Source organism: Akkermansia sp. 54_46 (assembly GCF_001917295.1).
Lineage (GTDB): Bacteria > Verrucomicrobiota > Verrucomicrobiia > Verrucomicrobiales > Akkermansiaceae > Akkermansia > Akkermansia muciniphila.
Window position 1 is genome coordinate 1 of sequence record NZ_MNUD01000004.1, and the last position, 21,722, is coordinate 21,722.

General features: G+C 57.1%; 21 protein-coding genes. 7 read left to right on the forward strand and 14 right to left on the reverse strand.

Going from position 1 to position 21,722, the window contains the following annotated elements:
* The 5 genes from BHW66_RS01800 to BHW66_RS01820 all read right to left on the reverse strand — a co-directional run.
* A partial coding sequence (locus BHW66_RS01800) for a hypothetical protein (protein WP_286688833.1) occupies nt 1-849 on the reverse strand: 849 nt, incomplete at its 3' end.
* Between the two features lie 265 nt (nt 850-1,114).
* On the reverse strand, nt 1,115-1,870 hold the full coding sequence (locus BHW66_RS01805; protein ID WP_046436629.1) for a glycosyltransferase: 756 nt from the start codon (nt 1,868-1,870) through the stop codon (nt 1,115-1,117).
* On the reverse strand, nt 1,867-2,061 hold the full coding sequence (locus tag BHW66_RS01810; RefSeq protein WP_046436627.1) for a glycosyltransferase family 8 protein: 195 nt from the start codon (nt 2,059-2,061) through the stop codon (nt 1,867-1,869). Before BHW66_RS01810 ends, BHW66_RS01805 begins: the two co-directional genes overlap by 4 nt.
* Nucleotides 2,058-2,474 (reverse strand): hypothetical protein, encoded by a 417-nt coding sequence (locus BHW66_RS01815; protein WP_046436624.1) that lies wholly within the window; start codon nt 2,472-2,474, stop codon nt 2,058-2,060. Before BHW66_RS01815 ends, BHW66_RS01810 begins: the two co-directional genes overlap by 4 nt.
* The gene (locus BHW66_RS01820) at nt 2,467-3,096 is read right to left on the reverse strand and encodes a glycosyltransferase family A protein (RefSeq protein WP_180975864.1); all 630 of its coding nucleotides are present in this window, start codon (nt 3,094-3,096) and stop codon (nt 2,467-2,469) included. Before BHW66_RS01820 ends, BHW66_RS01815 begins: the two co-directional genes overlap by 8 nt.
* Before the next feature lie 189 nt (nt 3,097-3,285).
* Here BHW66_RS01820 and BHW66_RS01825 point away from each other — a divergent pair, with 189 nt between their 5' ends.
* Complete coding sequence (locus BHW66_RS01825; protein ID WP_046436818.1) at nt 3,286-4,353, forward strand: tyrosine-type recombinase/integrase; 1,068 nt, start codon at nt 3,286-3,288, stop codon at nt 4,351-4,353.
* Between the two features lie 42 nt (nt 4,354-4,395).
* Here the strand turns inward: BHW66_RS01825 and BHW66_RS01830 are convergent, their stop codons facing one another.
* Entirely contained in the window at nt 4,396-5,727 is a 1,332-nt protein-coding gene (locus tag BHW66_RS01830) for a porin (RefSeq protein WP_046436817.1), read from the reverse strand.
* Between the two features lie 143 nt (nt 5,728-5,870).
* The gene (gene rnc, locus BHW66_RS01835; protein ID WP_046436874.1) at nt 5,871-6,566 is read right to left on the reverse strand and encodes a ribonuclease III; all 696 of its coding nucleotides are present in this window, start codon (nt 6,564-6,566) and stop codon (nt 5,871-5,873) included.
* 163 nt (nt 6,567-6,729) lie between these two features.
* Here rnc and BHW66_RS01840 point away from each other — a divergent pair, with 163 nt between their 5' ends.
* Nucleotides 6,730-7,233: a flavin reductase family protein gene (locus BHW66_RS01840; RefSeq protein ID WP_046436872.1), complete on the forward strand. Its 504-nt coding sequence runs from the start codon at nt 6,730-6,732 to the stop codon at nt 7,231-7,233.
* A 54-nt stretch (nt 7,234-7,287) separates the two neighbouring features.
* Here BHW66_RS01840 and recF read toward each other — a convergent pair whose 3' ends face one another.
* The 3 genes from recF to cmk are packed head-to-tail and all read right to left on the reverse strand — an operon-like array spanning nt 7,288 to nt 9,611.
* Nucleotides 7,288-8,343, reverse strand: coding sequence for a DNA replication and repair protein RecF (gene recF, locus BHW66_RS01845; protein WP_046436815.1), 1,056 nt, complete (start codon nt 8,341-8,343; stop codon nt 7,288-7,290).
* A gap of 18 nt (nt 8,344-8,361) precedes the next feature.
* Nucleotides 8,362-8,973 carry a lysophospholipid acyltransferase family protein gene (locus BHW66_RS01850; RefSeq protein WP_022197634.1) on the reverse strand — a complete coding sequence of 204 codons (612 nt, stop codon included), beginning with the start codon at nt 8,971-8,973 and terminating at the stop codon, nt 8,362-8,364.
* Nucleotides 8,970-9,611 (reverse strand): (d)CMP kinase, encoded by a 642-nt coding sequence (cmk, locus tag BHW66_RS01855; RefSeq protein ID WP_046436813.1) that lies wholly within the window; start codon nt 9,609-9,611, stop codon nt 8,970-8,972. Before cmk ends, BHW66_RS01850 begins: the two co-directional genes overlap by 4 nt.
* Before the next feature lie 138 nt (nt 9,612-9,749).
* On the opposite strand from cmk, the gene BHW66_RS01860 reads away from it, so the two are divergent.
* Complete coding sequence (locus BHW66_RS01860) at nt 9,750-11,591, forward strand: lysophospholipid acyltransferase family protein (RefSeq protein ID WP_051729305.1); 1,842 nt, start codon at nt 9,750-9,752, stop codon at nt 11,589-11,591.
* A gap of 44 nt (nt 11,592-11,635) precedes the next feature.
* Here BHW66_RS01860 and BHW66_RS01865 read toward each other — a convergent pair whose 3' ends face one another.
* Nucleotides 11,636-12,532, reverse strand: a complete 897-nt coding sequence (locus tag BHW66_RS01865; protein WP_102747354.1) for a thiamine-phosphate kinase — start codon at nt 12,530-12,532, stop codon at nt 11,636-11,638.
* Nucleotides 12,522-13,385 carry a CPBP family intramembrane glutamic endopeptidase gene (locus tag BHW66_RS01870; protein WP_012419643.1) on the reverse strand — a complete coding sequence of 288 codons (864 nt, stop codon included), beginning with the start codon at nt 13,383-13,385 and terminating at the stop codon, nt 12,522-12,524. Before BHW66_RS01870 ends, BHW66_RS01865 begins: the two co-directional genes overlap by 11 nt.
* Nucleotides 13,386-13,558: 173 nt before the next feature.
* Between BHW66_RS01870 and BHW66_RS01875 the strand changes: the two genes are divergently transcribed.
* From BHW66_RS01875 to hflX, 4 genes are all read left to right on the forward strand, one after another.
* Nucleotides 13,559-14,968, forward strand: coding sequence for an ROK family protein (locus BHW66_RS01875; protein WP_022197762.1), 1,410 nt, complete (start codon nt 13,559-13,561; stop codon nt 14,966-14,968).
* Between the two features lie 182 nt (nt 14,969-15,150).
* Entirely contained in the window at nt 15,151-17,682 is a 2,532-nt protein-coding gene (locus BHW66_RS01880) for a serine/threonine-protein kinase (protein WP_286688834.1), read from the forward strand.
* A gap of 208 nt (nt 17,683-17,890) precedes the next feature.
* Nucleotides 17,891-18,022 carry a hypothetical protein gene (locus BHW66_RS01885; protein ID WP_012419640.1) on the forward strand — a complete coding sequence of 44 codons (132 nt, stop codon included), beginning with the start codon at nt 17,891-17,893 and terminating at the stop codon, nt 18,020-18,022.
* A gap of 9 nt (nt 18,023-18,031) precedes the next feature.
* Nucleotides 18,032-19,345 carry a GTPase HflX gene (gene hflX / locus BHW66_RS01890; protein WP_102734887.1) on the forward strand — a complete coding sequence of 438 codons (1,314 nt, stop codon included), beginning with the start codon at nt 18,032-18,034 and terminating at the stop codon, nt 19,343-19,345.
* Between the two features lie 103 nt (nt 19,346-19,448).
* On the opposite strand, the gene BHW66_RS01895 is transcribed toward hflX, so the two are convergent.
* Together BHW66_RS01895 and BHW66_RS01900 are read right to left on the reverse strand one after the other, a co-directional pair.
* A complete protein-coding gene (locus BHW66_RS01895) occupies nt 19,449-20,018 on the reverse strand; it encodes a Maf family protein (RefSeq protein ID WP_102734886.1) in 570 nt (189 codons plus the stop codon).
* 66 nt (nt 20,019-20,084) lie between these two features.
* The gene (locus tag BHW66_RS01900; RefSeq protein WP_164917386.1) at nt 20,085-21,644 is read right to left on the reverse strand and encodes a pyridoxal-phosphate dependent enzyme; all 1,560 of its coding nucleotides are present in this window, start codon (nt 21,642-21,644) and stop codon (nt 20,085-20,087) included.
* Between the last annotated feature and the right edge of the window lie 78 nt (nt 21,645-21,722).

The following is a 21,722-nucleotide window of genomic DNA, read 5'->3' on the forward strand; positions in this document are numbered from 1 at the left end:
ATAACCGTTATTGGAAGACGTCTCCGGCGCGAGGGCCTGCGTCGTCTTCATCTTCCATTTCTGCTCGGCATTGGAATAATAAATCTCCCGGACACGAATGTGATACCCCCCTGCGGCCGCGTCCCGGACATGATCAAACGTAATATCGATAATCTCCCCAATCCTGTAGCCGCCCGCCGCCTGATCCGGCACCAGCGTAAATGCGTCCCTGTCCCTTCCCATGCGCACGACCGTTTTCATCTGGCCGAACCTGGCCGTGAATTTAGCGCTGACAGACGGCAGGCGCAGCGGGGCCACCCACCCCCGGATGCTGGAATAATTGTGCATGGGCCTCGCGTTGGTCACGAGGCCGCATTTCACGGTAAAAGAGGAATTGGGAGGGACATTGAAATAAAGGGAATTGGGTTCCTTGTCTGTTTTGAAAACCGTCCCGTTGGAAGACGAGCAATCCGCCGGGAGCGGATAGCACCTGAGGGAAAAAGCGTCCGTCACGGCAGCCAGCCCGGCGGCGTACAGGCGGTTGACCGCTGACGTATCCGTTGCCGCCCCCACGGTCAGCGGGATATTGATGCCTCCGTTGGCGTTGACGGCCCCTGCAAAAGTCCCGGACTCAGCCGTCAGATTTTTTAATTCGGCATTTTCTCCTTGCCTGATGCCGTTCTGGCCCGGCAGCCCTGGAACGGCTGTTTTGAAAACCTGGGTGATCAAAGCGTCTTCATCGGATACTTCTATGGCGTCCGTCGGGGCCGCAAAACCGTATTGCCCTTTTTCCCCTGCTTCCAGAATAAGCATGGACGTCTCTCCGGAATTGAAAATGGCGCTTACAGTACAAGCTTTTGTACAGGTCATGACATAGGAACTTCCCTTAATGGTATCAACTTTCATAAATGAATGATTTTTTTACTATTGATAAAACTCCGGAAAAATCATCAGGCATAAAACGTTGAGGCGTTCCTGAAGGCATATGCGGACGGTTTCTCCCGGATTCGGGAAAATTCCGGAGGGGAGTTAAGTCGGCTTGTTAAAAAATAGCCGGCTCTGGCATTTCCCCATAAAAGGCGACGCAGTAAATAGGCTGGGCATCAGGAAAATATAAAGCCCTCCCTCCGTATTTCTATTGATGCTTGCCCTGTAAAAGCCGTTTACCCTTTCCCAGGAGGCATCTCATTTTGGAGATGAACATCCGGCCGGTATCGTTTTGCTTCCGGAAATCCCTGATGTCATCTTTCCACGGAGATTTCTTCCAATACTTGTAGAACAATCCGTAATCCTGGCGAATACTGTTGGGATGCCAGGGTTTGGGATGGCCCCAGTAGTGGATAATGCCCGGCCGCCTGGCGGCTTCCAGCAGGTCTGCCGGCTTCAGGGGATTATTTCTGAAGCTTTTCACGCCTTCCCAACGAATGGACCAGATAGCCCCGTCGCAAATGTTCCACATGGGGTGAAGCAACAGGATACGCTGCTGATAGCATACATTCAAAATATCCTGATCCTGCCAGGAAAGGCGGTGAATATTGTTTTTCGCCCAGGATAAAACCTGGGATTCAAAACGTTCTTCGCGTATTCTTCCGATATGGTAAAGAATGACGCCGGCATTGATGTAAATGGAGTCCCGGTCCAGATTCATTTCTCTCTTCCAGCGTGAAAAAGATTCCTCGGATAAATCTTCCGTGGTGAAAACGCCGGCAATGAGGCAATCTCCGAATTCGGATTCATACATGGGGCTTATGTCCCTGTTGAAAATGGTATCAATATCCACGTAAAGGGCGCGTTCTACCGTGGCGGGAAGTTCCCCTGCGAGGCCAAGACGGTAATACGTCGCCGCCGACCATTTGGAACCGACGGGGAAATCCGTATATTTATCCTTCATGTCAATGAAGTGCAAATGGAGATTGTATCCTGTTGCAGGGAATGGAAACGGGCCGTATTATCCCCGCTTAACCCGTCAGTCATGATGTAAATATCGGCATGAACGCCGAGCGGCAAATTCTCCATGAGGGACACAATGCTCACGCCCGTTCCCAGCGCGCCGTTATCGTCTGTAGCATATACGATATTCATGATCGTGAACGGACTGGATCTTGGTGTTTGCTCTCTGTTCCGTTATTGGTTTGCAACCGGAAAAACAGGAAGCGTCCCATCCTTTCCAGGCGGTCCAGCCATTTGCAGGAGAACATGGTTCTGTCCATGAGAGCGGAAAATGATTGTTCCATGCCTGCTCTTGCGGAACACGCTTTCATATAGGAGTCCAAAAACGGCCGGTTCAGGCATGGGTGCATGATTTTCCTGATTCTGCCCGTCAGGGAAATCCGTTCCTCTACGTTGAGCGATAACAGTCTTTTGGGATGCAATTCCCTGATGACCAGATAATGAACGGCAAATTGCCATTTGGGATTTTTCATGGCTTCAAGCTCATTCAGCAGAGGCGCAATGAGCGAGTGGAGGGAGATATGCTGGTAATGCTCATTATGCATGGCGGAAGAAGCTCTCTGCCTGTAAATGGAGGTGACGGAGCCTCCCAGCCCGATCAGGCCTGTCCCCCGCATGCACCGTGTCCAGTACAGGCCGTCTTCCCCATAGGGCATCGCTTCTTCCCAGGGGGGGAAGCCGGGACGCAAGAAACGAATTCAGGATTACACTGCTGGAATTCATGAAAAGCACTCCCCGTATCCCCAGCCTCCGGATAGATTCGGGATAAGATGGAGGGCGCGGCGGGATGGCCGCCAGTTCATCCCTCATGTAGCGGTTGGCATAGGCCAATATCTCCGGATGACGGTTGAAAAAATCGGCTGCCAGCTCCAGATGCTCGGGATACCAGTAATCGTCTCCGTCCATGAAAGCGATGTAAGCCCCCACGGCCTTCTTCATCCCTGCGTTTCGCGCCCGCGACACGCCGCCGTTAACTTGGGAAACCAGGCGGATTCTGGGGTCATGAAAAGATTGGATGATGGAAACGGTCTCATCGGAAGAACCGTCATCCACGATGATGATCTCAAAATCCTGAAATGTTTGAACCAGTACTGACTGAAGGGCGGCAGCAATATAATTCTCCAGATTATAAGCCGGGATAATAATGCTGAAGAACGGTTTCTGCATGTAAGGGGAATGATGAACTGCTTCGTGAATAGAACGGGAACCAAGATATGGAGAACATGATTCTGATGGGGTTGTAACTATCGCAACCGGTGAATGGCAGGGGGACGAATCCATCGTTCCTCCCATGATTCATCAGCGCGCGAATGAACCTGTCATAGCGAATTCCAAAACCGTTGCAAAATATATGAAATGAGAGAGAAAATTTCAGCAACGGATCATGCGGCGCTGGCCATTTTAAAAAAGACAGGGCTGGATGTGGTGGAAGCCGCCCAGCTGGCGCATGAATTGCTGCAGGCCAGCAAAGGGCGCGGCAGCCGATGGAAGAGGGCAAGGGAATGCATCCGGCTGGGAGAGGAAGCCCTGGTTGCCAGAGGAAAAACGGTAGTGTTCAGGAAAGCCGTGGATGAGGCTATGGAGGCTCGGCAAGATCGCAGGAAAAGAACTAGGGATGATTTTCGTTATATCAGCCGGCGTTTGTTGAGGTTTTGTCCGGAAATAGCCCGAAGGCCCGTACGCTTTATCACGCCCCGGGAATGCCGCGCCTGTCTGGAAAAATCATTTGATACCCTTAGGCAGAGGCATAAGGCCCGGTTGGTGCTCAGCGGTATTTTCGGAACGGCCGTGAAACGCGGATGGTGCACGGAAAACCCTGTGGCGCATGTGGACCTGCCGAGGCTGAAGGAGCATTCCATTCCCGTGCTGTCCCTGGAAGAAATGCGCCGGTTGCTGGCTGCTGCGGAAGAGTATGACGGAGGGGCGTGCCTGGCCGCGGTTGGGCTGATGCTGTATGCCGGCATCCGCCCGGAAGAAGTGAGAAGGCTGGATTGGGCACAGATTAATTTAAGGGAGGGAATGGTTTCCCTGAGGGCGCGCCACAGCAAGACGGGAGGAGCCCGCATTGTGACGATCCAGCCGGTTTTGGGAAATCTGCTGGAAAGAGCGGTTGCTATGGGATCTGTGTCGGGAAGCGTATGCCCGCGCAACTGGCCGGCGAAGTGGAGGGAGCTGAGACGGTTGGCCGGGTGGGACGGGAAGGAAAAGAAGTGGCCTGCGGATATGTTAAGGCATACGTTTGCCAGTTATTTTGCCAGGCATTTCAAGAATTTGCATGTATTGCAGATGGAAATGGGGCATGCTTCTTCCGATTTGCTAAGAACCAGGTATTTGAATATGGAAGGCATTACGGAAATGACGGCTGCCGTTTTTTGGGGGAACTGCCATGCAGGGCGCCACGCCATTAAAAATGGCCGCCCCTGAACAGAAGCGGCCAGCTGTTGACGGGATGATACCGTCCGGCAATTAGAAGTTGGTGCGGAAAGCGATATTGTAGCTCCATCCGGTAAAGCCTTTCTGCCGGCTGGCGTCCGTGCCGTTGGAATGGGCGTATTCGATGCCCGCCATGATCTTGGCCATGTTTGGGCTGCATTCGAAAATGTAGTAGTTGACGCCCAGGTACAGGGCCTGCATGCAGTCGGAAGTTCCGGAATAAGTGGAGTTCTGCGTATAGCGCTTTTCCCATTTTACGGCGTTGCTGCCCGCCGCCATCTGGTAGCGGACCACTCCTTCCCAGTGGGGGGTGAACTTGTAGGACGGCATGACGGTCACGCCGAAGACGTTTTCAGCCCCCGCTTTCATGCCGATGACGTTGAAGCCGGCCATGACTTCGGTCATCAGGGAGAAGTCCCCCTCGGAACCTTCCCAGGTCAGGGCTACCACGTCCCTGGCTCCGGTACCCTGGTATTTGGATTTAAAGCCGTAACCGGTCAGTTTTTCATACGCCTTGTTTTGGGCGTCGTCTCCCCACTTGGTGAAATTGTGGGCGTAATCCAGCCACAGACGGCTTTTCTTCAGGAAAACGTCGTTAGACGTGTCATAGCTCAGCGTGCCGGTGATGAAGCAGTTGTCCCGGGAATTGAAAGCGGGTTCAATGCGGTTGTTGAACGTGCCGGTTCCGGTGCCCCCGTTGCCGTTCAGCCAGACGCCTGCTGCCCAGCCGAGCTTATCCTTTTTGTCGGAATTGTTCACCTGGAATCCGTAATTGGTTTCCGAGCGGAGCTGGTTGACCAGCATGGAGCGTTCGATAGTCAGAATGGCGGAGGAGGATGTTCGGTATTCCCCGGTGATGCGCGGCTTTATTTTGCCGATGGCATAGGTGACGGGGCCTCCCTTGTATTCCAGATTCAGTTCGTAAAGGGAGTAGGTCAGGTCGGAGGTGTCCCATGTGTTGGTTTTTGCATTGTAGCTTTCCAGGCCGTCCATGCCGCCGATGTTCCAGACGTTGTTGAGCTTGAAGTTGTTCAGAAACTTCATGTTGAACCCGGCGCGGAAGCGGCGCCATTCATCGTTGAAGCGGTGGCCGTTGCCTTCCTTTTCTCCCATGACGCGGCCTTCGCCGTTCGGGTCAATCCAGTCCAGTCCGTACTGCATGCGGAGGGAAACGTTGAATTCCTGGATGTAGGGATTCTTGTGGTCCCGTTCCGAGTTGAACCACTTGAAACGGTCGCCGAGCCATTTGCAGGCGGAAAAGTTGTCACGGGCCGGCAGGGAGTTTCCGGTAGAGGGTGCGGCAGCGGCAAAGGCGGAGGCTCCGAGAGTCATGAGGCCGATGACGGGGAGAGTATAGGTCTTCATTTGTTTTCTATGGTTGGTTTGTCTGTGAGAAGGTCTTCCGGGGAAGGTTCTTCCTCCCGGAGACGGCTTCTGTCTATCAAACCAGCCACAGGAGTGTCCAAGGCTTAAGGGTGACAAAATAGCCACCCGTCCCCCTTTGGCGGTTACAAGGTCATGCGGAGCCATGCCCTGGCGTCCAGGGCGTCTGCGGCGGCGGCCACTTCCGCCTTTCTCTTGCTGGCCCCGGAACCGGCTCCAATGGCGTGACCATGCCAGAAAACGCGGGATTCAAAACGGTTTTCGGCGTCTCTCGGCCCTTTTTCTTCCGTTTCATAGGAAGGAGTTTCGGGCAGGATGTCCTGAAGGATAGCCTGGAGTTCCCCCTTGGGGTTGATTTCCTTGGGATGGCTGGCCGCGGAATCCAGAGCTTCATGGAGGACGCGCAGGGCCACAGCCTTGGCCGTTTCATAGTTGGAATCCAGAGACATGGCTCCGAAGACGGATTCAAATGTGTTGGCGATGATGGAATTTTTGCTCCGTCCGCCGGCCCGTTCCTCCCCCTTTCCCAGGGCAATGTGTTTATCCAGCCCCAGGATAAAGCCGTATTTGCCCAGATTGGCGCGGCTGACGGTTCGGGCGCGCAGCTGGGTCAGTTCCCCTTCCGGGGATTGGGGCATGTGGTGGTAAAGGTACTGTGTGACGGCCAGCTGAAGAATGGCGTCTCCCAGGAATTCCAGCCGTTCATACGCCCGGCGCGTTTCCGGCTTGCTGTCCGTGCTGGGGTGGGTAAGGGCCTGAACGAGCAGATCCGGATTGTTGAAACGGTAACCCAGCTTGTCTTCCAGCGCGGTGTGATTCATCCCGGAAATGCTAGGGCCGCCGTTCCGGAAATGCAACTCCAAACGGAGAGAGCTTCCCGGCGGGGACGGAATTTGTTTTCCCGCGTCATCCCGGCCGCTCCACAGCTTTGACATATGGGAGGAGGGGTATAGAATAGTTTGCGAACGAACGTTGGAGACGATGATGAAGAAGATTGAACCAAAAGAGATTCAGGATAATGCCGTACAATTGATCGGGGGCGACTGGATGCTGGTGACGGCGGGTTCTCCGGAGCATTTCAACATGATGACGGCCAGTTGGGGCGGTTTGGGGTTCATGTGGAAGAAGCCCGTGGCGTTTGTCGTTATCCGCCCCCAGCGCCATACCTTCCGTTTTATTGAGGCCGGGGACGAGCTGACGCTTTCCTTTTTCAGCCATGAGTACCATAAGGCTCTGACCGTGTGCGGAACAACGAGCGGACGGGATACGGACAAGGTGGCCGCCTCCGGCCTGACGCCATACGTGACGGAGAACGGCAATGTAAGTTTTACGGAAGCGCGCCTGGTGTTGGAGTGCCGCAAGCTGTACGCGGAGCCTCTTAACCCGGAAGCCTTTCTGGATAAATCTATTGTGCCGGAGTGGTATGCCGCCGGGGATTTCCATAAAATGTATATTGTGGAAATCCTGAACGTATGGGTGAAGGAATAGCGTCCCGGAAATGCCGCAGGCGGACGCCTGTTCGTTGTTTCTGTCCGCGCTTTTTCAGAGGGGGGCAAGGGTTCCATCCTCCAGCCGGAAGGCTGGCAGGGGGCACGGAGCATCGTGCAGCCAGTCCAGATGGGTGGTGGTGATGAGGCTCTGCGCGTCCGCTGGAAGCGACTGCAGAAAGGCTATCCGGCGCGTGGGATCCAGCTCCCCGAAGACATCGTCAATCAGGTGGATGGGTGTATGTCCCGTTTCTTCCGTCAGGAGGGAGGACTGCGCCAGCTTCATGGAGATGGCGGTGGTGCGCTGCTGCCCTTCGGAAGCGAATTGAGCGGCGTTTCTGCCGTTCAGCGTGATGTCCAGGTCATCCCGGTGGGGGCCGTTCTGGGTTTGTCCGTACCGGATATCCCGGTCCATGGAGGCGCACAGCCGTTCATACAGGTCTCCTTCCTCCGAGGCGCGGTAAGCGATGGAGACCTGTTCCTGCCTTCCGCCGATATTGCGGTAGGCCAGGGCGATATGGGGCGCCAGGAGCGCCAGCAGATGGGCGCGCAGGTTTCTCAGTTCCGTGCCGTGCAGGGCCAGCTGGCGCGTGTAGGCGTCCAGCTGGAGTTTGTCCCGGTGCCTGTGCTTGAGCAGGTAATTGCGCGTTTTCAGCGCCCGGCGGTAGCTGAACAGGGCCAGTCTGTAGCCTGGATGCCACTGGCTGCCCAGAAAGTCCATGTATTTCCGGCGGGCGTCCGCGCCGGCCTGCACCAGGGAAAGGTCGTCATTCCCCATCCATACCACGGGATAGCTGTCCGCCAGGTAGCTGCGCTGGTCTTTGCGGGGCTCTCCGTTGACGCGGAGGTCCGGAGCGTCCGGCGCCCACAGGATGCGCCGGATTTGCCCCGGAAGTTCTCCGCGGATGCCGAAGGATTGTTTTCCGTGGGAGACCAGAGGTCCGGTCCGGGCTGTGCGCGGGGATTGCAGGCGCAGCAGGAAGCAAACGGCCTCCAGCAGGCTGGTTTTTCCCCGGGCGTTGTTTCCCAGGATGATGGCCCCCTGCTGCGGAATCTGCCAGGAGAAGCTTCCGTAGCAACGGAAGTCCATTAATTTCAGCCTGGAGATCATGGGGCCGGGAAAGGGGGGTTATTCCGCAGGGAGGGAGCGGATGGCGTCCATGATTTTGTCCGTCAGGTGCTGGTATGCATCTTTTCCTTTGGCGTTGAGTTCCGCCGGCGTGAAGGGGATGGGGTCTCCCACCGTGACCGTGACGGGGCGGAGCCTGGGAAACCGGGCGCCGATGGGAAAGGCTTCATACGCACCGCTGATGCGCAGGGGCTGCACGGGAACTTTCGTTTTGCTCAGGATGAGGCCGATCCCGCCCATGCCGTCATGGATTTTACCATCCGGCGTGCGGGAGCCTTCCGGAAACACGAGTACGCGCTTGCCGGATTTCAGCAGGCGTATCACGTGCTTGAGGCTGGCGGCATCCGGGTTTTCCTGGTCAATGGGGATAGCCTGGCAGAGGGGCAGGGCCCATTTGAAAATGCCCTGGAACAGCGTCTTGCGTGCGAAAAAATAGATGCCGTCCTCATAAGAAATGCCCAGCATGGGCGGATCCAGAAAGCTCTGGTGATTGCTGACGATGAGCACGGGGCCGTCTTCGATGAGTTTTTCCCGGTTGACGACTTTCCAGGAGAAGAAGGCTTTGGAAATGCTTTTGAAGAGCGTGTAGAAAACCCAGTAGAAAGAGTTCATCTGGAGGAGAGTTTTTGTTGGATGTTGTCGGTGATGAAACGGACGACCTGGTCAATCGTCATGTCTGACGTATCCACCAGAAGAGCGTCAGGCGCCTGCGCCAGCGGGGCGGTGGCGCGGGAGGAATCCTTGCGGTCCCGCTCCGCGATGGAGTCCGTCAGTCCCTCCGCAGCGCGGCGCGCGGCCCTCACTTCCTCGGAGGCGGTGACGAAGTACTTGAACGGCGTATCCGGAAAAACCACGGTGCCTATGTCCCTTCCTTCCATCACGACGGGTTCCCGGCGGTTATATTCCCGTTGCCGTTCCACCAGCAGGGCGCGTACTTCCGGGATGGCCGCAATGGTGGAAACATGGTCGTTGACCTGCTGGCTCGTGAGTTCTTCGCCCAGCACATGCTGTCCGCACAGAACTACGGATTGGCTGCCGTCCTTGCCGAAGGAGAGGGGCACGGCCGGCAGGGATTCCAGCACGGCCGCCGTGTCCGCAGGGTTGATGCCCTGTTCCAGCATGTACCAGGTAACGGCCCGGTACATGGCCCCGGTGTTGATGAACGTATAGCCGAGGCGGTCCGCGATGAGCTTGGCGACGGTGGATTTTCCGGAGGCGGCGGGGCCGTCAATGGCGATGGCTGGATGCATGAGTGTCTTCTGAGTTGGAAATGGGGGCTAAAGCCGTTTGAATTGTAGCTTTGAGCCCTGTGGAAATCAAGACTGCGTTCCGAAGGGCGTTGCAAAAAGAGTTTCACTTTTTCCCGTAAATCCGTTATACAGCGGGGCATGGCCCAGCTCAAACACCCGAAGATGGTGGACATCAGAGACATTTTGGACGAGAATACGCGTCTGCCTGCTCTGGTGGCCGCGTCCGCCGAAAAGCTGCTGGGCCTGGAACGCCTGAACAAGGCGTACGACAAGATCGTGCGCGACAAAGAATCCGGTTCTCAGGAAAATTTCTTTCAGCTTGCCTCCAGGCATTTGAACCTGAAGCTTCAGCTGCGCCCGGGGGACCTGGAAAATATTCCTAAGAAAGGGCCTGTCGTTGTCGTTGCCAATCATCCGCACGGCTTGTCGGACGGCATCATGTTCGGGGAGCTGCTTACCCGCGTAAGAGAGGATGTCCGCATCCTGGTCAACGAGCAGCTTTCCCTGTGCGGGGAGCTGGATCCCTGGCTCATCAAGGTGGACGTGTATGAGGATGAGAACGCCCGGCGCAAAAACCTTTCCGGTATGCGCAAGATGATTTCCTGGCTGCGGCAGGGCGGGGTTCTGGGCATTTTCCCCGCCGGCACGGTCTCCAGTTTTTCCCTGGCCCACAAAAGGGTGACGGACGACCCTTGGAACGCGAATATCGCCGCCATTATCCGCATGACGAAAGCGACGGTGGTGCCCGTATATTTCCCGGGGCGCAACAGCCTGCTGTTCCAGGGCATTTCCCTGATCAACCGCAAGGCGCGCGTGGCGTTCCTTCCCCGTGAAGTGGGTCGGGACGGCCGCCGGACACACCGCATTGTGGTAGGCAAGCCCATTCCGTTCAGCCAGCTTGGACAGTATGATTCCGATGAAGCCATCGTCTCCCATCTGCGCCTGCGCACCTATCTGCTGGGCAAAAGTTATGAAAAAAGCCGCCGCCCCCATGTGCACAAAAAGGACCGGAAGGCGAAGATGGCCGCGCTGACCTCCCCCGTTTCCGTGCAGGATATGCAGGCGGAAATCGACGCGCTGCCCCCGGAGTGTCTGCATGCCCGTCAGGAAAATGGAGATTGGGACGTGTACGTGGCGGATGCCCTGCAAATCCCCAATATCCTTATTGAAATAGGGCGTTTGCGGGAATATACTTTCCGCCAGGTAGGGGAAGGTTCCGGCAACGCCTGCGACCTGGATACATACGACAACCATTACAAACACCTGTTCCTGTGGGACAGAACGCACCAGAAAATTGTGGGCGCCTACCGCATGGGGGAAACGGACAAAATCCTTGCCCGCTACGGTGTCAAAGGGCTGTACAACGGAGAATACTTTTCCTTTTCCCCTGCCGCTTTGCGGGTGCTGGACCGCTCTCTGGAAATGGGGCGCGCCTTCATTGTTCCGGAATACCAGAAGAGGCCGCTGGCTCTCGGTTTCATTTGGGAGGGCATCGGCCAGTTCATGGCCCGCAACCACCATTACCGCTACCTGTTCGGCACGGTCAGCATTTCCCGGGATTACACCAACCTTTCCCGCGCCCTCATCGTCTCCTATCTGAAGGCGCATGAAATGGAGCCCGTGCTGGTGAATGAGGTGAGGGCCTACAATCCGCCCCGTAAAGCGGATCTGAAGAGGTCGGAATCATGCATCCTCCCTCTGGGGCTGGCAGATGCCCAGGGGCTGTCTCAATTGGTCGCTGATATAGAAGAGGATGGCAAGGGCATTCCCGTATTGCTCCGCCAATATCTGAAATTGAACGGCAAAATTCTTTCCTTCAGCGTGGACAAGCATTTTGGCGACGTATTGGACTGCCTGATCCTGGTGGACATTTTCAAAACGCCGGAGCGTTCCATCAAGCGTTATCTGGGCAAAGACGCGTATGAACAGCTCCTGCCTTACATGCAGCGGGAGAAAGAGGAGGAAAAGGCGGCGGAATAATTCCGCAGGCGTTTTGCGTGGCTCTGCCCCCGATTCTTAACGGGCTAGCTGAAGTGCCTGTAACCTGGGGGAAGGGCGGAGGCCGTTTCCGCAGTCATTTCCCCGATGACGGTGAGAGGCGTTTCCGGAAAATGCTCCGCGGCCAGTCGTGCCGCCCGTTCTCGGTCGCCGGGACGGAAGGTCACCAGCAATTCGTAATCCTCCCCATCCCCTACAGCCTGGGCCGCAGTGAACCCCGGGCGCACGGGAAGAAGCTCTTCATGAATACGGAACCCAAGCCCGGAGGCGGCCGCCAGCCGGGGGAGGTCGGTGCCCAGCCCGTCGGAAAGATCCATCATGGAGGTGGCTACGCCGGAGGCGGCCAGGATGCCCCCTTCCCTGACACGCGGCATGAAGGAAAGATGGTGACCGGTGGGAAAGCTGCCGCCGAGCGTTCCCGTTACGGCAATCAGATCCCCCGCCCGCGCCGTGCTGCGCAGTACGGCTTTGCCTTCCTCCACTTCTCCGGTCAGCGCCACGTTGATGATAAGCCCGTCAGCAGGCAGGCCGGAGCTTTCCCCCCCGGCGATGCTGATGCCGAACTGCCGCGCCAGCCTCCCCATGCCGCGGTAAATTCCTTCCACCTGGGAGATGGGGCGGTCTGCGTGCACGAACAGGGTCACCAGTGCGTGAAGGGGCGTGCCGCCCATGGCCCCTATGTCTGAAACGGCCCGTGCCAGCGCCTTCCTCCCGATTAGCTCCGGGGCCGTTCCGGGCAGGAAATGCATGCCTTCCACCACGCAGTCCGTTTTCAGGAGCAACTGGCGGTTTCCTGACCCCCGGATGATGGCGCAGTCGTCTCCTGGCCCCGTTTCCAGGGACGGATTGGAAGGCATCAGGGGCAGGAGGCGGGCTACCAGCGCATCCTCTCCCGTCTGCCGGATGCTGGGCTCAGGTTCCATACGGAAGAAGGATGCCGGGATACAGAATGTTGATGAGAGTGGCGGTGTTGAAAATGCAATGGGCGATGATGGGCGTCCAGATGCTGCCCGTGTATTCGTACAGCAGCACCAGTACGGCTCCGAAGATTGCCAGGGGGATGAACGGAACCAGGCTGACGTGGATGATGCCGAAGAGGAGGGAGGTGGTGATCAGGGCAAACCAGACGCCCGTGTATTTTTTCATGATCGGGTACAGATAACCGCGGAAAATAAGTTCCTCCACCAGAGGGGCGGCGATGGCGGCGCTGAAGCAGATAACCGTGATCAGGGGAATGTCGCTGGAATGCCTCAGCACGGAAACAATGGATTGTTCGGCCGGGGCGTTGGTGGCGTGTTCAATCCACTGGAACAGGCCCGCCTTGTCCAGCAGGAAATGGATGGCCAGCACCAGCAGATAACCTGCCGCCGGAGCGTAGAGGAGGACCTTCAGGGAATGTTTTTTCAATCCCAGCGCCTCCATCCGGCCCGTATGGAACATGCGCACCAGCAGGACGAAGGCCAGAATGAGATTCAGGCAGGTTCCGTTGAAAACCTTGTAGCTGTCCAGCTCCATGTTGGTTGTGCTGGGCGGAGCGGAAGCACCCGGAGGCGTGGCTGCCGCCAACAGGGCCCCCAGGCTGAAGTAAAGCACGATGATGCCGCACATGGCGATGTCCAGCATGTCCAGATGGCCTACGGGAATGCGCCATTTCAGCGGATGCCGGGTATCAGGCGCATGATTCCGGCGGAATATGTTTACCGCCACGGCGAGGAACATGACGGTAATCAGGATGGAAGAGAACAGGGTAATGAGCTGGTCCGTTAATTCATTCATGGAATAGGCATGTGTGGAATGGGCCGCCCTTCCAGGGGGCCGCGCCGGAAGAAAAGCTCCTGTTTCTTTAGTGGAAACACGGTGATTTTCCAGCAGAAAATGAGCTATCTCCCCTCATTCCGCAAAAAAAATCATAAGGAAAGGGAATGAATACTTTTCAAGGAAAAGCGGGTATGCTACGTTCCCAACGGATTATCGCCATGAATATTCAACCCAAAATCACGCCTGTGCTGGACCCCGGCTTCGTGCCGGCCGTTCTTTGGAATCAAGCTTTTGAGGCCAAAGCCGCCGCCGATCCTGCTTCTCATCAAGTGGATATCGCTCTGACCCGCAATGACGGGACCTGTTTCCGCTGGTCCGGCAAGCTTCTTCCCCATACCGGAGAAAACATTGCCCTGAATGAAACCTATGTGGAGCGCATTGTGAAATTCCTGCTGTGGCAGAAGGGCGGCAATATCATCCTCGTCGCCGGGGATGACGCTATTGCGGACATGCTGGCCTCCCGCTATTGCAAGGGCGGTATCCGCGAATTCGACTGGGATTTCATCGGCAAGAAGATTTACGGCTCCCCGATTGAAGTGAAAAAGGTTTCCGTGGAAGAACTTCCCGAGGAATACTCCGGCTCCATGACACTGGGCCGCAACCTGGACGGATGCCGCATCGGTTTTGACCTGGGCGGTTCCGACCGCAAATGCGCCGCCGTGGTGAATGGGGAAGTGGTTTATTCCGAGGAAGTGGTCTGGGACCCTTACTTCCAGAAGGATCCCCAGTATCACATTGACGGAATCCAGGATTCTCTGGAACGCGCCGCCGCTCATCTGCCCCGGGTGGACGCCATCGGCGGATCCTCCGCCGGCGTGATCATCAACAGTGAAGTACGCACCTCCTCCCTGTTCCGCGGCGTCAGCCAGGAAGACATTGAAAAGACTCTCGGCAAGGTATTCCGCACCCTCCAGAAGGAAAAATGGAACAACATTCCCTTTGAAGTGGTGAATGACGGTGAAGTCACCGCCCTCGCAGGGGCCATGGGCATGAACGATAACGCCGTGCTCGGCGTGGCCATGGGCACCTCCGAGGCCGCCGGCTACGTGGATCCGGAAGGCCACATCAAGCCCTGGCTGAATGAACTGGCTTTTGCCCCTGTGGACTACTCGGAGGAAGGCGGAGTGGACGAATGGTCCAAAGATATGGGCGTAGGCGCCCTTTATTTCTCCCAGCAGGCTGTGGCCCGCCTGGCCCCCCGCGCCGGCTTCCAGTTTGAAGGAATGCCCTTCCCGGAACAGCTTAAAAAGGTTCAGGCCGCCATGGCGGAAGGCGACGAACGCGCCCGCAAGATTTATGAAACCATCGGCGTGCACTTCGGCTATGCCATTGCCCATTACGCCAGGTTCTATGATATCCGCAACCTGCTCTTCCTGGGCCGTGTGGCTTCCGGAGACGGCGGCCAGATCATCATTGACAAGGCGGAAGAAGTGCTGCGCACCGAATTCCCCGAGCTGAAGATCCAGCTCCGCGTGCCGGATGAAAAGACCAAGCGCCACGGACAGGCCGTAGCCGCCGCTTCCCTTCCGGCTCTCTCCTGAAGGGATTAATCAAATTTGCGGGAGGGGCCCTGGCTGGGGGCCCTCCCTGCTCATATTCGGAGGGGGGCGGACAATCCGCGCCATTTTTCCTCCTTCCTTTTTTCTGATTCCCGTTCCGCCGCCCTGCGTTCATGGTTCCCCAGAAAGAAAACATCGTCAATTGCCCGGCGTGCGGACAGCCCATGGATGTTTCCCTGCTGCCTCCGTACGCCAACGCCATTTGCCCGGGCTGCCAGGCGCTGACGCGTGTAAAAACGCGCATGGGGCCTTATCGTATTACCGGAAAACTGGGAAAAGGCGGCATGAGCGTGGTGTTCCGGGCGGAGGATGCCGTTCTGGGGCGGGAAGTGGCCCTGAAAGTGCTGAATGATGCTTATGCCGGGGATGCCCTGCGTTGCGAACGTTTTGAACGGGAGGCCCGGATCATGGCGCGGGTTTCCCATGAAAACCTGGTGCAGCTTTATGCCGTTGGGCGTGACCAGGGCCTTTTTTACATTGCCATGGAGCTGGTGGAGGGCAATGGCCTGGATGCCCTGATTGCTGCGGAGGAACGTGTGCCGGAAGACAGGGTGCTGCGCCTGACGCTGGATATCGTGCGCGGGCTGGACGCCGCATGGAATGCGGGCCTTATGCACAGGGATATCAAGCCCGCCAATGTTCTTTTGTCCCCCGACGGAGTCGCCAAAATCGTGGATTTCGGCCTGTCCCTGCTTCATAGCGAATCCGACATGGAGCGGGAAATATGGGTTACTCCTTATTACGCCGCGCCGGAAACGCTGTTGCGAGGAGAGGAGGACTTCCGTACGGACATGTACGCTTTGGGTGCTACCATGTACCATTTGCTGGCAGGTGCGCCTCCCCGTGTGGACGCTTCCCAGTCTTCCGATATTCTTCTGGAGAACAAGAAAGATCTCCCTCTCCTGGAGCAGGTGGTGAACGACATTTCTCCAATGACCTGTTTCATTGTGGACAGACTGATGGCTTTTAATAAAGAAGACAGGTTCTCTTCCTATCCCGAATTGATAGATGCCGTGGAACAGGCGCAGGAGGAATACGCCCGGGCCATGCAGGAATCCGGTCTCACCTGGGCGGAACGGCGCGCGGTGGAGGCCCGGCACGCACGGCGCAGGAAATGCCGCATCATCGTTGCCTCCTCCATTGTTTCCGTAGTGGCGCTGGCGTTGGGCGTTTGGGGATGGGCGGAATGGCGGGAGGATGGAGCTCCTTCTCCCGTAACTCCGCCTTCGCCTATTTCTCCTGCGGCGGAAGCAGCCTTGGAAGACAGGGAGGCGGCGGAATCGCGGCTGGAGCGCAGCATACGCTTCGGCAAACTGTTTAACGAAGCCCAGGAATCCCTGAACCGTGGGGATCTGGTGAAAGCCGCCGCCATGTTCGGCGATTTGGCGGCTCAGCCGGACTGCCCCCTGTCCACATCCCTTTGGGCCGGTTTGAACCAGGTTCTGTGCATGTGGGTGCGCGGCCAGTTCCCGGAAGGGGTGGAGCGTCTGGAAGAACTGGGCAGAAAGATGGAAGCCTGCGGGGACCCTGAGGAACTGGAACGTTCCAGGGATATTGGCAACCTGGTCATGTACCTGAGCTCCGCAGACTGGTCTTCCCGGATGCCGGGGCTGCGCTCCAATTCTGACCTGGCCGTGCATTATTATGTGGGCATGGCGCTGAAATCCTGGTACTTTGCCGGGAGATGGACGGAATACGGCGGCTTTCTGGACCGGGTGGCCGCTGATGCGGCGGATGACCGGGACAGGAACGTCCGTGAGCTGGCTTCCGCGTGGCTCAGCAACCTGGAGAAGTATACGGACCAGTACGCGCGCTTGAAACGTCTTCAGGACATGCCGGAAAAAACGGTGGCTGAAGTAGAGGCCAAACGGTCCGCGGCGGACTTCCTGCGGGAACAGATGGTCATTGGGGAAGTTCCTTCCATGTCTCCGGCTTATGCCGCGCTGGAAGGAATACTGGATCATTTGAGGATGCAGTACCAGGCTGCGCGGGACTGGGAGGCTGCGGAAGCCGTGAAGGCGTCTGAAAGGAAAAAGGCGGAAGAGATGCAAAAAAAACTGGAGGAGGAAAAGAGGAGGGAAATCCTGCTGGCCGCCCAATCCAGAAGTTATGAAGACGTCTGCCGGGAAGCGGAGGGCATCATGAAGGAAACCGGTGATTATGAGAAAGTTTCCACTGTTTATGGAGAGGCTGAAAAAGTCATTTCCTCTCCTGCGGTGAAAGCCCGTCTGGCCATGCGCCGGGAAATGACGGACCAGATGCTGCCGTTGTTCTCCCGCATGGAGAAACTTTTGCCCGTACTGTTGGAAAAGAAACCGGGGAAAACTCTGGTGCTCAGAGATGGCTCCAGGGTGCGCCTGAAAGGGATGAAGGGACATCTGCTGACCGTGGAGCCTCAGGACAGCCGGGAAGGAAGCGGTGCGTACCAGGTCAGTTGGAACGAGCTTCCGTTCAACTCCCTGCATGCTCTGGCGCGGGAATGCCGCCAGAAGCAGCCTGCGGAATTTTCTTCCCTGGAGGATACGTATTCCAAGCCTTTGCTTATTTTTGGCAGGCTGACGGGAACCATTTCCTCCGCACAGCAGGAAAAAGCATTGCTTCAGATGGACCGCTCTTTCATTGAAAAATGGAATTTATGGATGAACAGTCTGGAGGCGGAGGAAGGGCTGCCGGGAGACGATGGAAAATCAAGTTGATTCCGGAAGGGAATAAAGGCCCTTGAAAGGCGGCGGATTGCTGCCGCCGGCAGGTTTCTGCCCCCGCCGCGTGTTTTGCCGGCTGCCCCCGGGCCGGAAAAAAGGAAAACCGTCCGGGCAAATGCCTTTGTTCCGGATTTGGAGAAAAGTAATGGTGATGAAGTAAAATTTGCTTGCCTAGGGTACTTCGTGCGGGTCTCATAGCCGCATGAGACTGATCAGCTTTCTGACGCTGGCATGCGTGGCCGGCTTCCTCTCTTCATGCAGTTGTGATTGTCATAAGCCCGCGGACTTCGCTCTGAAGGATTACCAGCCTACCTCCAGCAAGCAGTTCCGTTAACTTCCCTGTATGTTTGAAATCCGCGAAAAACCGGAAATGGTGGAACGGGCCATGCTCGTTTCCATTTACTTCGATCCCTCCGAGGCCGGGGAAAAACAGGCCATGCTGGATGAGCTGGAAGACCTTGTCTCCAATCTCGGCATCGGCATCGCAGGGAAGCACCTCGTCAAGTCCAGGGACATGCACGCCAAATTCCTGTGCGGCACCGGAAAGGCGCAGGAAGTGAAGCAGCTGGCGCTGGATTGCCGGGCGGATTGCGTTGTTTTTGACAATATGCTCTCCCCTTCCCAGCAGAGGGAATGGGAACGGCTTGTTGACGAATGCGTCATTGACCGTGAAGAGGTCATTCTGGACATCTTTGCCAGGCGCGCCCGGACACGGGAAGCTACCCTGCAGGTGGAACTGGCCCGCATGCAGTATTCCCTGCCGCGCATGGCCCGCATGTGGAACCACCTGGACCGCCAGGGCGGGGGCTCCGGCGGCGGCAAGGGAGGCGGCGGAGCCGCCAGGGGGGAAGGTGAAAAGCAGATTGAAGTGGACCGTCGCCTGGCGCGCGCCAGAATTGAGGCTATTCAAAGGGAACTGGTCCTGGTGACCCGTCAGCGCGCCACGCAGCGCAAGGAACGGGAGCGCCAGGCCGTCGCCACGGCCGCCATTGTAGGTTATACCAATGCCGGAAAATCCTCCCTCCTGTCCCTGGTGTCCGGGTCTGAAGTCATGGCCAGGGATATGCTTTTTGCCACGCTGGACACCACAACGCGGAAGATAGAGCTTCCCCATGGGCAGCCGCTGCTGCTGACGGATACCGTGGGCTTCATCCGCAACCTTCCGCACCGTCTGGTGGAAGCGTTCAAGTCCACGCTGGAGGAAGCCGTTCTGGCGGATTTCCTGATTCAGGTGGTGGACGCTTCCGATCCGGAAGCCGTGCGCCATTATGAAACGACTCTGGAGGTTCTCAACGAACTGGGTGCGGGTGACAAGCCCATGATCGTGGTTCTAAACAAGGTGGACCTGGTGCCGGAAGAACGGCGCGGGGCCCTGGAAACGCTGCTGGCGCCTCATTTCAGCGGCAGGGTGGTTCCCATGTCCGTGAAAGAAGGGAATGGTGAGGGAGACCTGCTGAATGCCTGCGTGGAAATGCTGGAAAGCCGTGTCCGGCGCGCCCGGTTCCTGATTCCCTATACCCGCAGCGACCTGGTGGCCGCCATGCATAGTGAAGGCAAGGTTTTCTCTACGGAATATGTAGAGGAAGGGACCTTGCTGGAAGCTGTGCTTCCTGTGGCCTTTTACAATAAACTGGAATCATTCCTGGCAGACAGGTAATCCCCTGTTCCTGAAGCCTGGGGCTTTGCCTTGCGCTCCGAAGGCCGTTTCGGGGCGGGAAACGCCTTTTCTTCCGGAGACAATGTCCGGATTCCTGGACGGGTCAAACCCGGTATCCCAGGTCGTTCAGGCATTTCATCACATCCCTGACAGGCAGTCCGATGACGTTGTCCGTATCCCCGCGCACGGAGGAAATAATCATCTCCCCGTGTTCCTGAAAGGCGTAAGAGCCGGCCTTGTCCATCACGTCCACCAGTTCCATGTAATGGCGGATGTCTTTTTCCGTCAGCTTCCGGAACGTTACTTCCGTCAGCACGGCCAGGTTTTTCATGCCCAGCGGGGAACGGATGGCAACCGCCGTGCAGACATGGTGCGTGCGTCCGGAGAGCTTCCGGAGCATGGACCGGGCTTCTTCTTCATCTTCCGGCTTGCCAAGAGGAAAGCCTTCCAGAAAAACGAGCGTATCCGCGCCGATGACGGTGGAATCCGGATGTTCCCGGAACACGGTTTCCGCCTTGGCGGCGGCATTGTGCAGGCAGAGTTCCTGCGGGGGCATGGAAGCCTCTTTCAGTTCTTCCGTGCCCCGGACAATAATGGAAAAAGGAATGCCGGTTTTCTCCAGCAATTCACGCCGCCGGGGCGATTGGGAGGCCAGGATGACGGGCGGAATCATGGGAGAAAAAAGCGGTCATGAAAAACAGGGAGCCGATTTTTCTCAAGCTCCCTGGATGATGGGCTGTCAATGATTGCCTGTCAACTGTCTGCTTCCCATGATCCTCTGGAAAGCCTCGGGGGAAATTTCCCGAATGGACCTGATAATGTTTTTGGAAAAGGCGCCCATGCGTTTCCGGATGGTTTCCCGGTCTTCCGCTGTATCAAATTCCATGCCCACCAGGGCGCGGCCTACGCGTTCCCCGGTGTAGGTATAGTTGAAATAACAGAGGGAAGCCAGATCCGCGATGCGTTCCATGAAGTCAAGAAAGGCGCCGGCGCGTTCCGGAAATTCAATGTGGACGAACAGGGGGTGTTGACACAGTTCCGGCTGGTAGTGAATCATGCGGAAGCGCACGTCGTCGTCCTCGCTGATGTCTTCGAATTCTATTCCTTTCTTTTTCAGTGTCGTGCGGATGGTATCCAGGTCTTCATCGGAAGCGGCAATGCCGAACACGGGGTGCTGGGTGTTTCCCTCCGTTTTGCCGTATTGCACATCCACCAGCGTCGTATCCTGCGGAATGTGGCGCAGGTATTTAAGCACCTGTCCGCGCTTGGAATCCATGGAAATGCGCAGATAGCGCGTTTCATGGTTGCCGATGCCCGCCTGCCGGGCAATCTGGGTAAGGTGGGTGAAATCCATATTGGCTCCGGAAATGACCACGAAGCTCTTTTCCTCCGGCTTTACTTCGCCCCGGTTCCATTGTTTCAGGAATCCTGCCAGGCTCATGGCTCCGGATGGTTCCGGCACGACGCGGGAGGATTCCCACATGGCCCGGATGGCCTGGCAGACCTCATTATTGGTCACGGTCACGAACTCGTCAACCAGTTCCCGGCAAAGGGGATAGGTTAATTCTCCGGGGATGTGGACGGCTGTGCCGTCGCAGAAGACATCCACGTAATCCAGATTCACCCGGCGTCCCTGCTCAATGGAAGTTTTCATGGACGCCTGGTCGATGCCTTCCACGCCGATGACCTTGATGCGGGGCCAGAATTTTTTCAGCCAGCACGCCACGGAGGCGGCCAGTCCGCCGCCGCCGATGGCGACGTACGCGCGGTCAAAAGGGCCTTCTCCGCTCATCACCACTTCGTCCGCCAGCGTTCCCTGTCCGGCCATGGTCACCAGGTCGTCATAAGGATGGACAAAAGTGCAGCCATGAGTTTCCGTGTATTCATGGGCGGCGGCGGCCGTCTCGTCATAGCAGTCCCCATGGAGCATGATCTTCACATGCCTGCCGCCGTGGCGGCGCACTTCCGTCTGCTTCACTTCCGGCGTGGAGCGCGGCATGAAAATGGTGGCATGGCAGTTCAGCACTCTGGCTGCCAGCGCCACGCCCTGGGCGTGATTGCCGGCGGAAGCCGCCACAATGCCCTTGTCACGGGCTTCCTGGCTCAATGCGGCCATGCAGTTGAACGCGCCGCGCCACTTATAGGCCCGGATGGGCCCCAGATCCTCTCTCTTGGCGTATACCGGGGCCTGGATGCCCGGCAGATTCAATCGCTGGAGAGGAGTCGGCTCGCCAACGGTGTAGACGCGCTGGCGGGCCTGCAGTATTTCCGCGGAAAGACGGTCCGAAAGTATGCTCATGATTGTAATGCTGGCCCCCATTCTACTGAAGTCCAACCCCTTTTTCCAGTAAAACGTTCCCGGGGGGGGCGGCCTGTT

What these genes read in the sequence shown, in the direction of transcription:
- rnc (WP_046436874.1), bottom strand. Translation starts at nt 6,566, where the DNA reads ATGAATCACACCGCGCTGGAAGACAAGCTGGGTTACCGTTTCAACAAT.
- BHW66_RS01810 (WP_046436627.1), bottom strand. Translation starts at nt 2,061, where the DNA reads ATGAATATCGTATATGCTACAGACGATAACGGCGCGCTGGGAACGGGC.
- BHW66_RS01840 (WP_046436872.1), top strand. Translation starts at nt 6,730, where the DNA reads ATGAAGAAGATTGAACCAAAAGAGATTCAGGATAATGCCGTACAATTG.
- BHW66_RS01895 (WP_102734886.1), bottom strand. Translation starts at nt 20,018, where the DNA reads ATGATTCCGCCCGTCATCCTGGCCTCCCAATCGCCCCGGCGGCGTGAA.
- BHW66_RS01860 (WP_051729305.1), top strand. Translation starts at nt 9,750, where the DNA reads ATGGCCCAGCTCAAACACCCGAAGATGGTGGACATCAGAGACATTTTG.
- BHW66_RS01805 (WP_046436629.1), bottom strand. Translation starts at nt 1,870, where the DNA reads ATGAAGGATAAATATACGGATTTCCCCGTCGGTTCCAAATGGTCGGCG.
- BHW66_RS01820 (WP_180975864.1), bottom strand. Translation starts at nt 3,096, where the DNA reads ATGCAGAAACCGTTCTTCAGCATTATTATCCCGGCTTATAATCTGGAG.
- BHW66_RS01830 (WP_046436817.1), bottom strand. Translation starts at nt 5,727, where the DNA reads ATGAAGACCTATACTCTCCCCGTCATCGGCCTCATGACTCTCGGAGCC.
- hflX (WP_102734887.1), top strand. Translation starts at nt 18,032, where the DNA reads ATGTTTGAAATCCGCGAAAAACCGGAAATGGTGGAACGGGCCATGCTC.
- BHW66_RS01815 (WP_046436624.1), bottom strand. Translation starts at nt 2,474, where the DNA reads ATGCATAATGAGCATTACCAGCATATCTCCCTCCACTCGCTCATTGCG.
- cmk (WP_046436813.1), bottom strand. Translation starts at nt 9,611, where the DNA reads ATGCATCCAGCCATCGCCATTGACGGCCCCGCCGCCTCCGGAAAATCC.
- BHW66_RS01870 (WP_012419643.1), bottom strand. Translation starts at nt 13,385, where the DNA reads ATGAATGAATTAACGGACCAGCTCATTACCCTGTTCTCTTCCATCCTG.
- BHW66_RS01865 (WP_102747354.1), bottom strand. Translation starts at nt 12,532, where the DNA reads ATGGAACCTGAGCCCAGCATCCGGCAGACGGGAGAGGATGCGCTGGTA.
- recF (WP_046436815.1), bottom strand. Translation starts at nt 8,343, where the DNA reads ATGATCTCCAGGCTGAAATTAATGGACTTCCGTTGCTACGGAAGCTTC.
- BHW66_RS01880 (WP_286688834.1), top strand. Translation starts at nt 15,151, where the DNA reads ATGGATGTTTCCCTGCTGCCTCCGTACGCCAACGCCATTTGCCCGGGC.
- BHW66_RS01875 (WP_022197762.1), top strand. Translation starts at nt 13,559, where the DNA reads ATGCTACGTTCCCAACGGATTATCGCCATGAATATTCAACCCAAAATC.
- BHW66_RS01850 (WP_022197634.1), bottom strand. Translation starts at nt 8,973, where the DNA reads ATGAACTCTTTCTACTGGGTTTTCTACACGCTCTTCAAAAGCATTTCC.
- BHW66_RS01900 (WP_164917386.1), bottom strand. Translation starts at nt 21,644, where the DNA reads ATGAGCATACTTTCGGACCGTCTTTCCGCGGAAATACTGCAGGCCCGC.
- BHW66_RS01885 (WP_012419640.1), top strand. Translation starts at nt 17,891, where the DNA reads ATGAGACTGATCAGCTTTCTGACGCTGGCATGCGTGGCCGGCTTCCTC.
- BHW66_RS01825 (WP_046436818.1), top strand. Translation starts at nt 3,286, where the DNA reads ATGAGAGAGAAAATTTCAGCAACGGATCATGCGGCGCTGGCCATTTTA.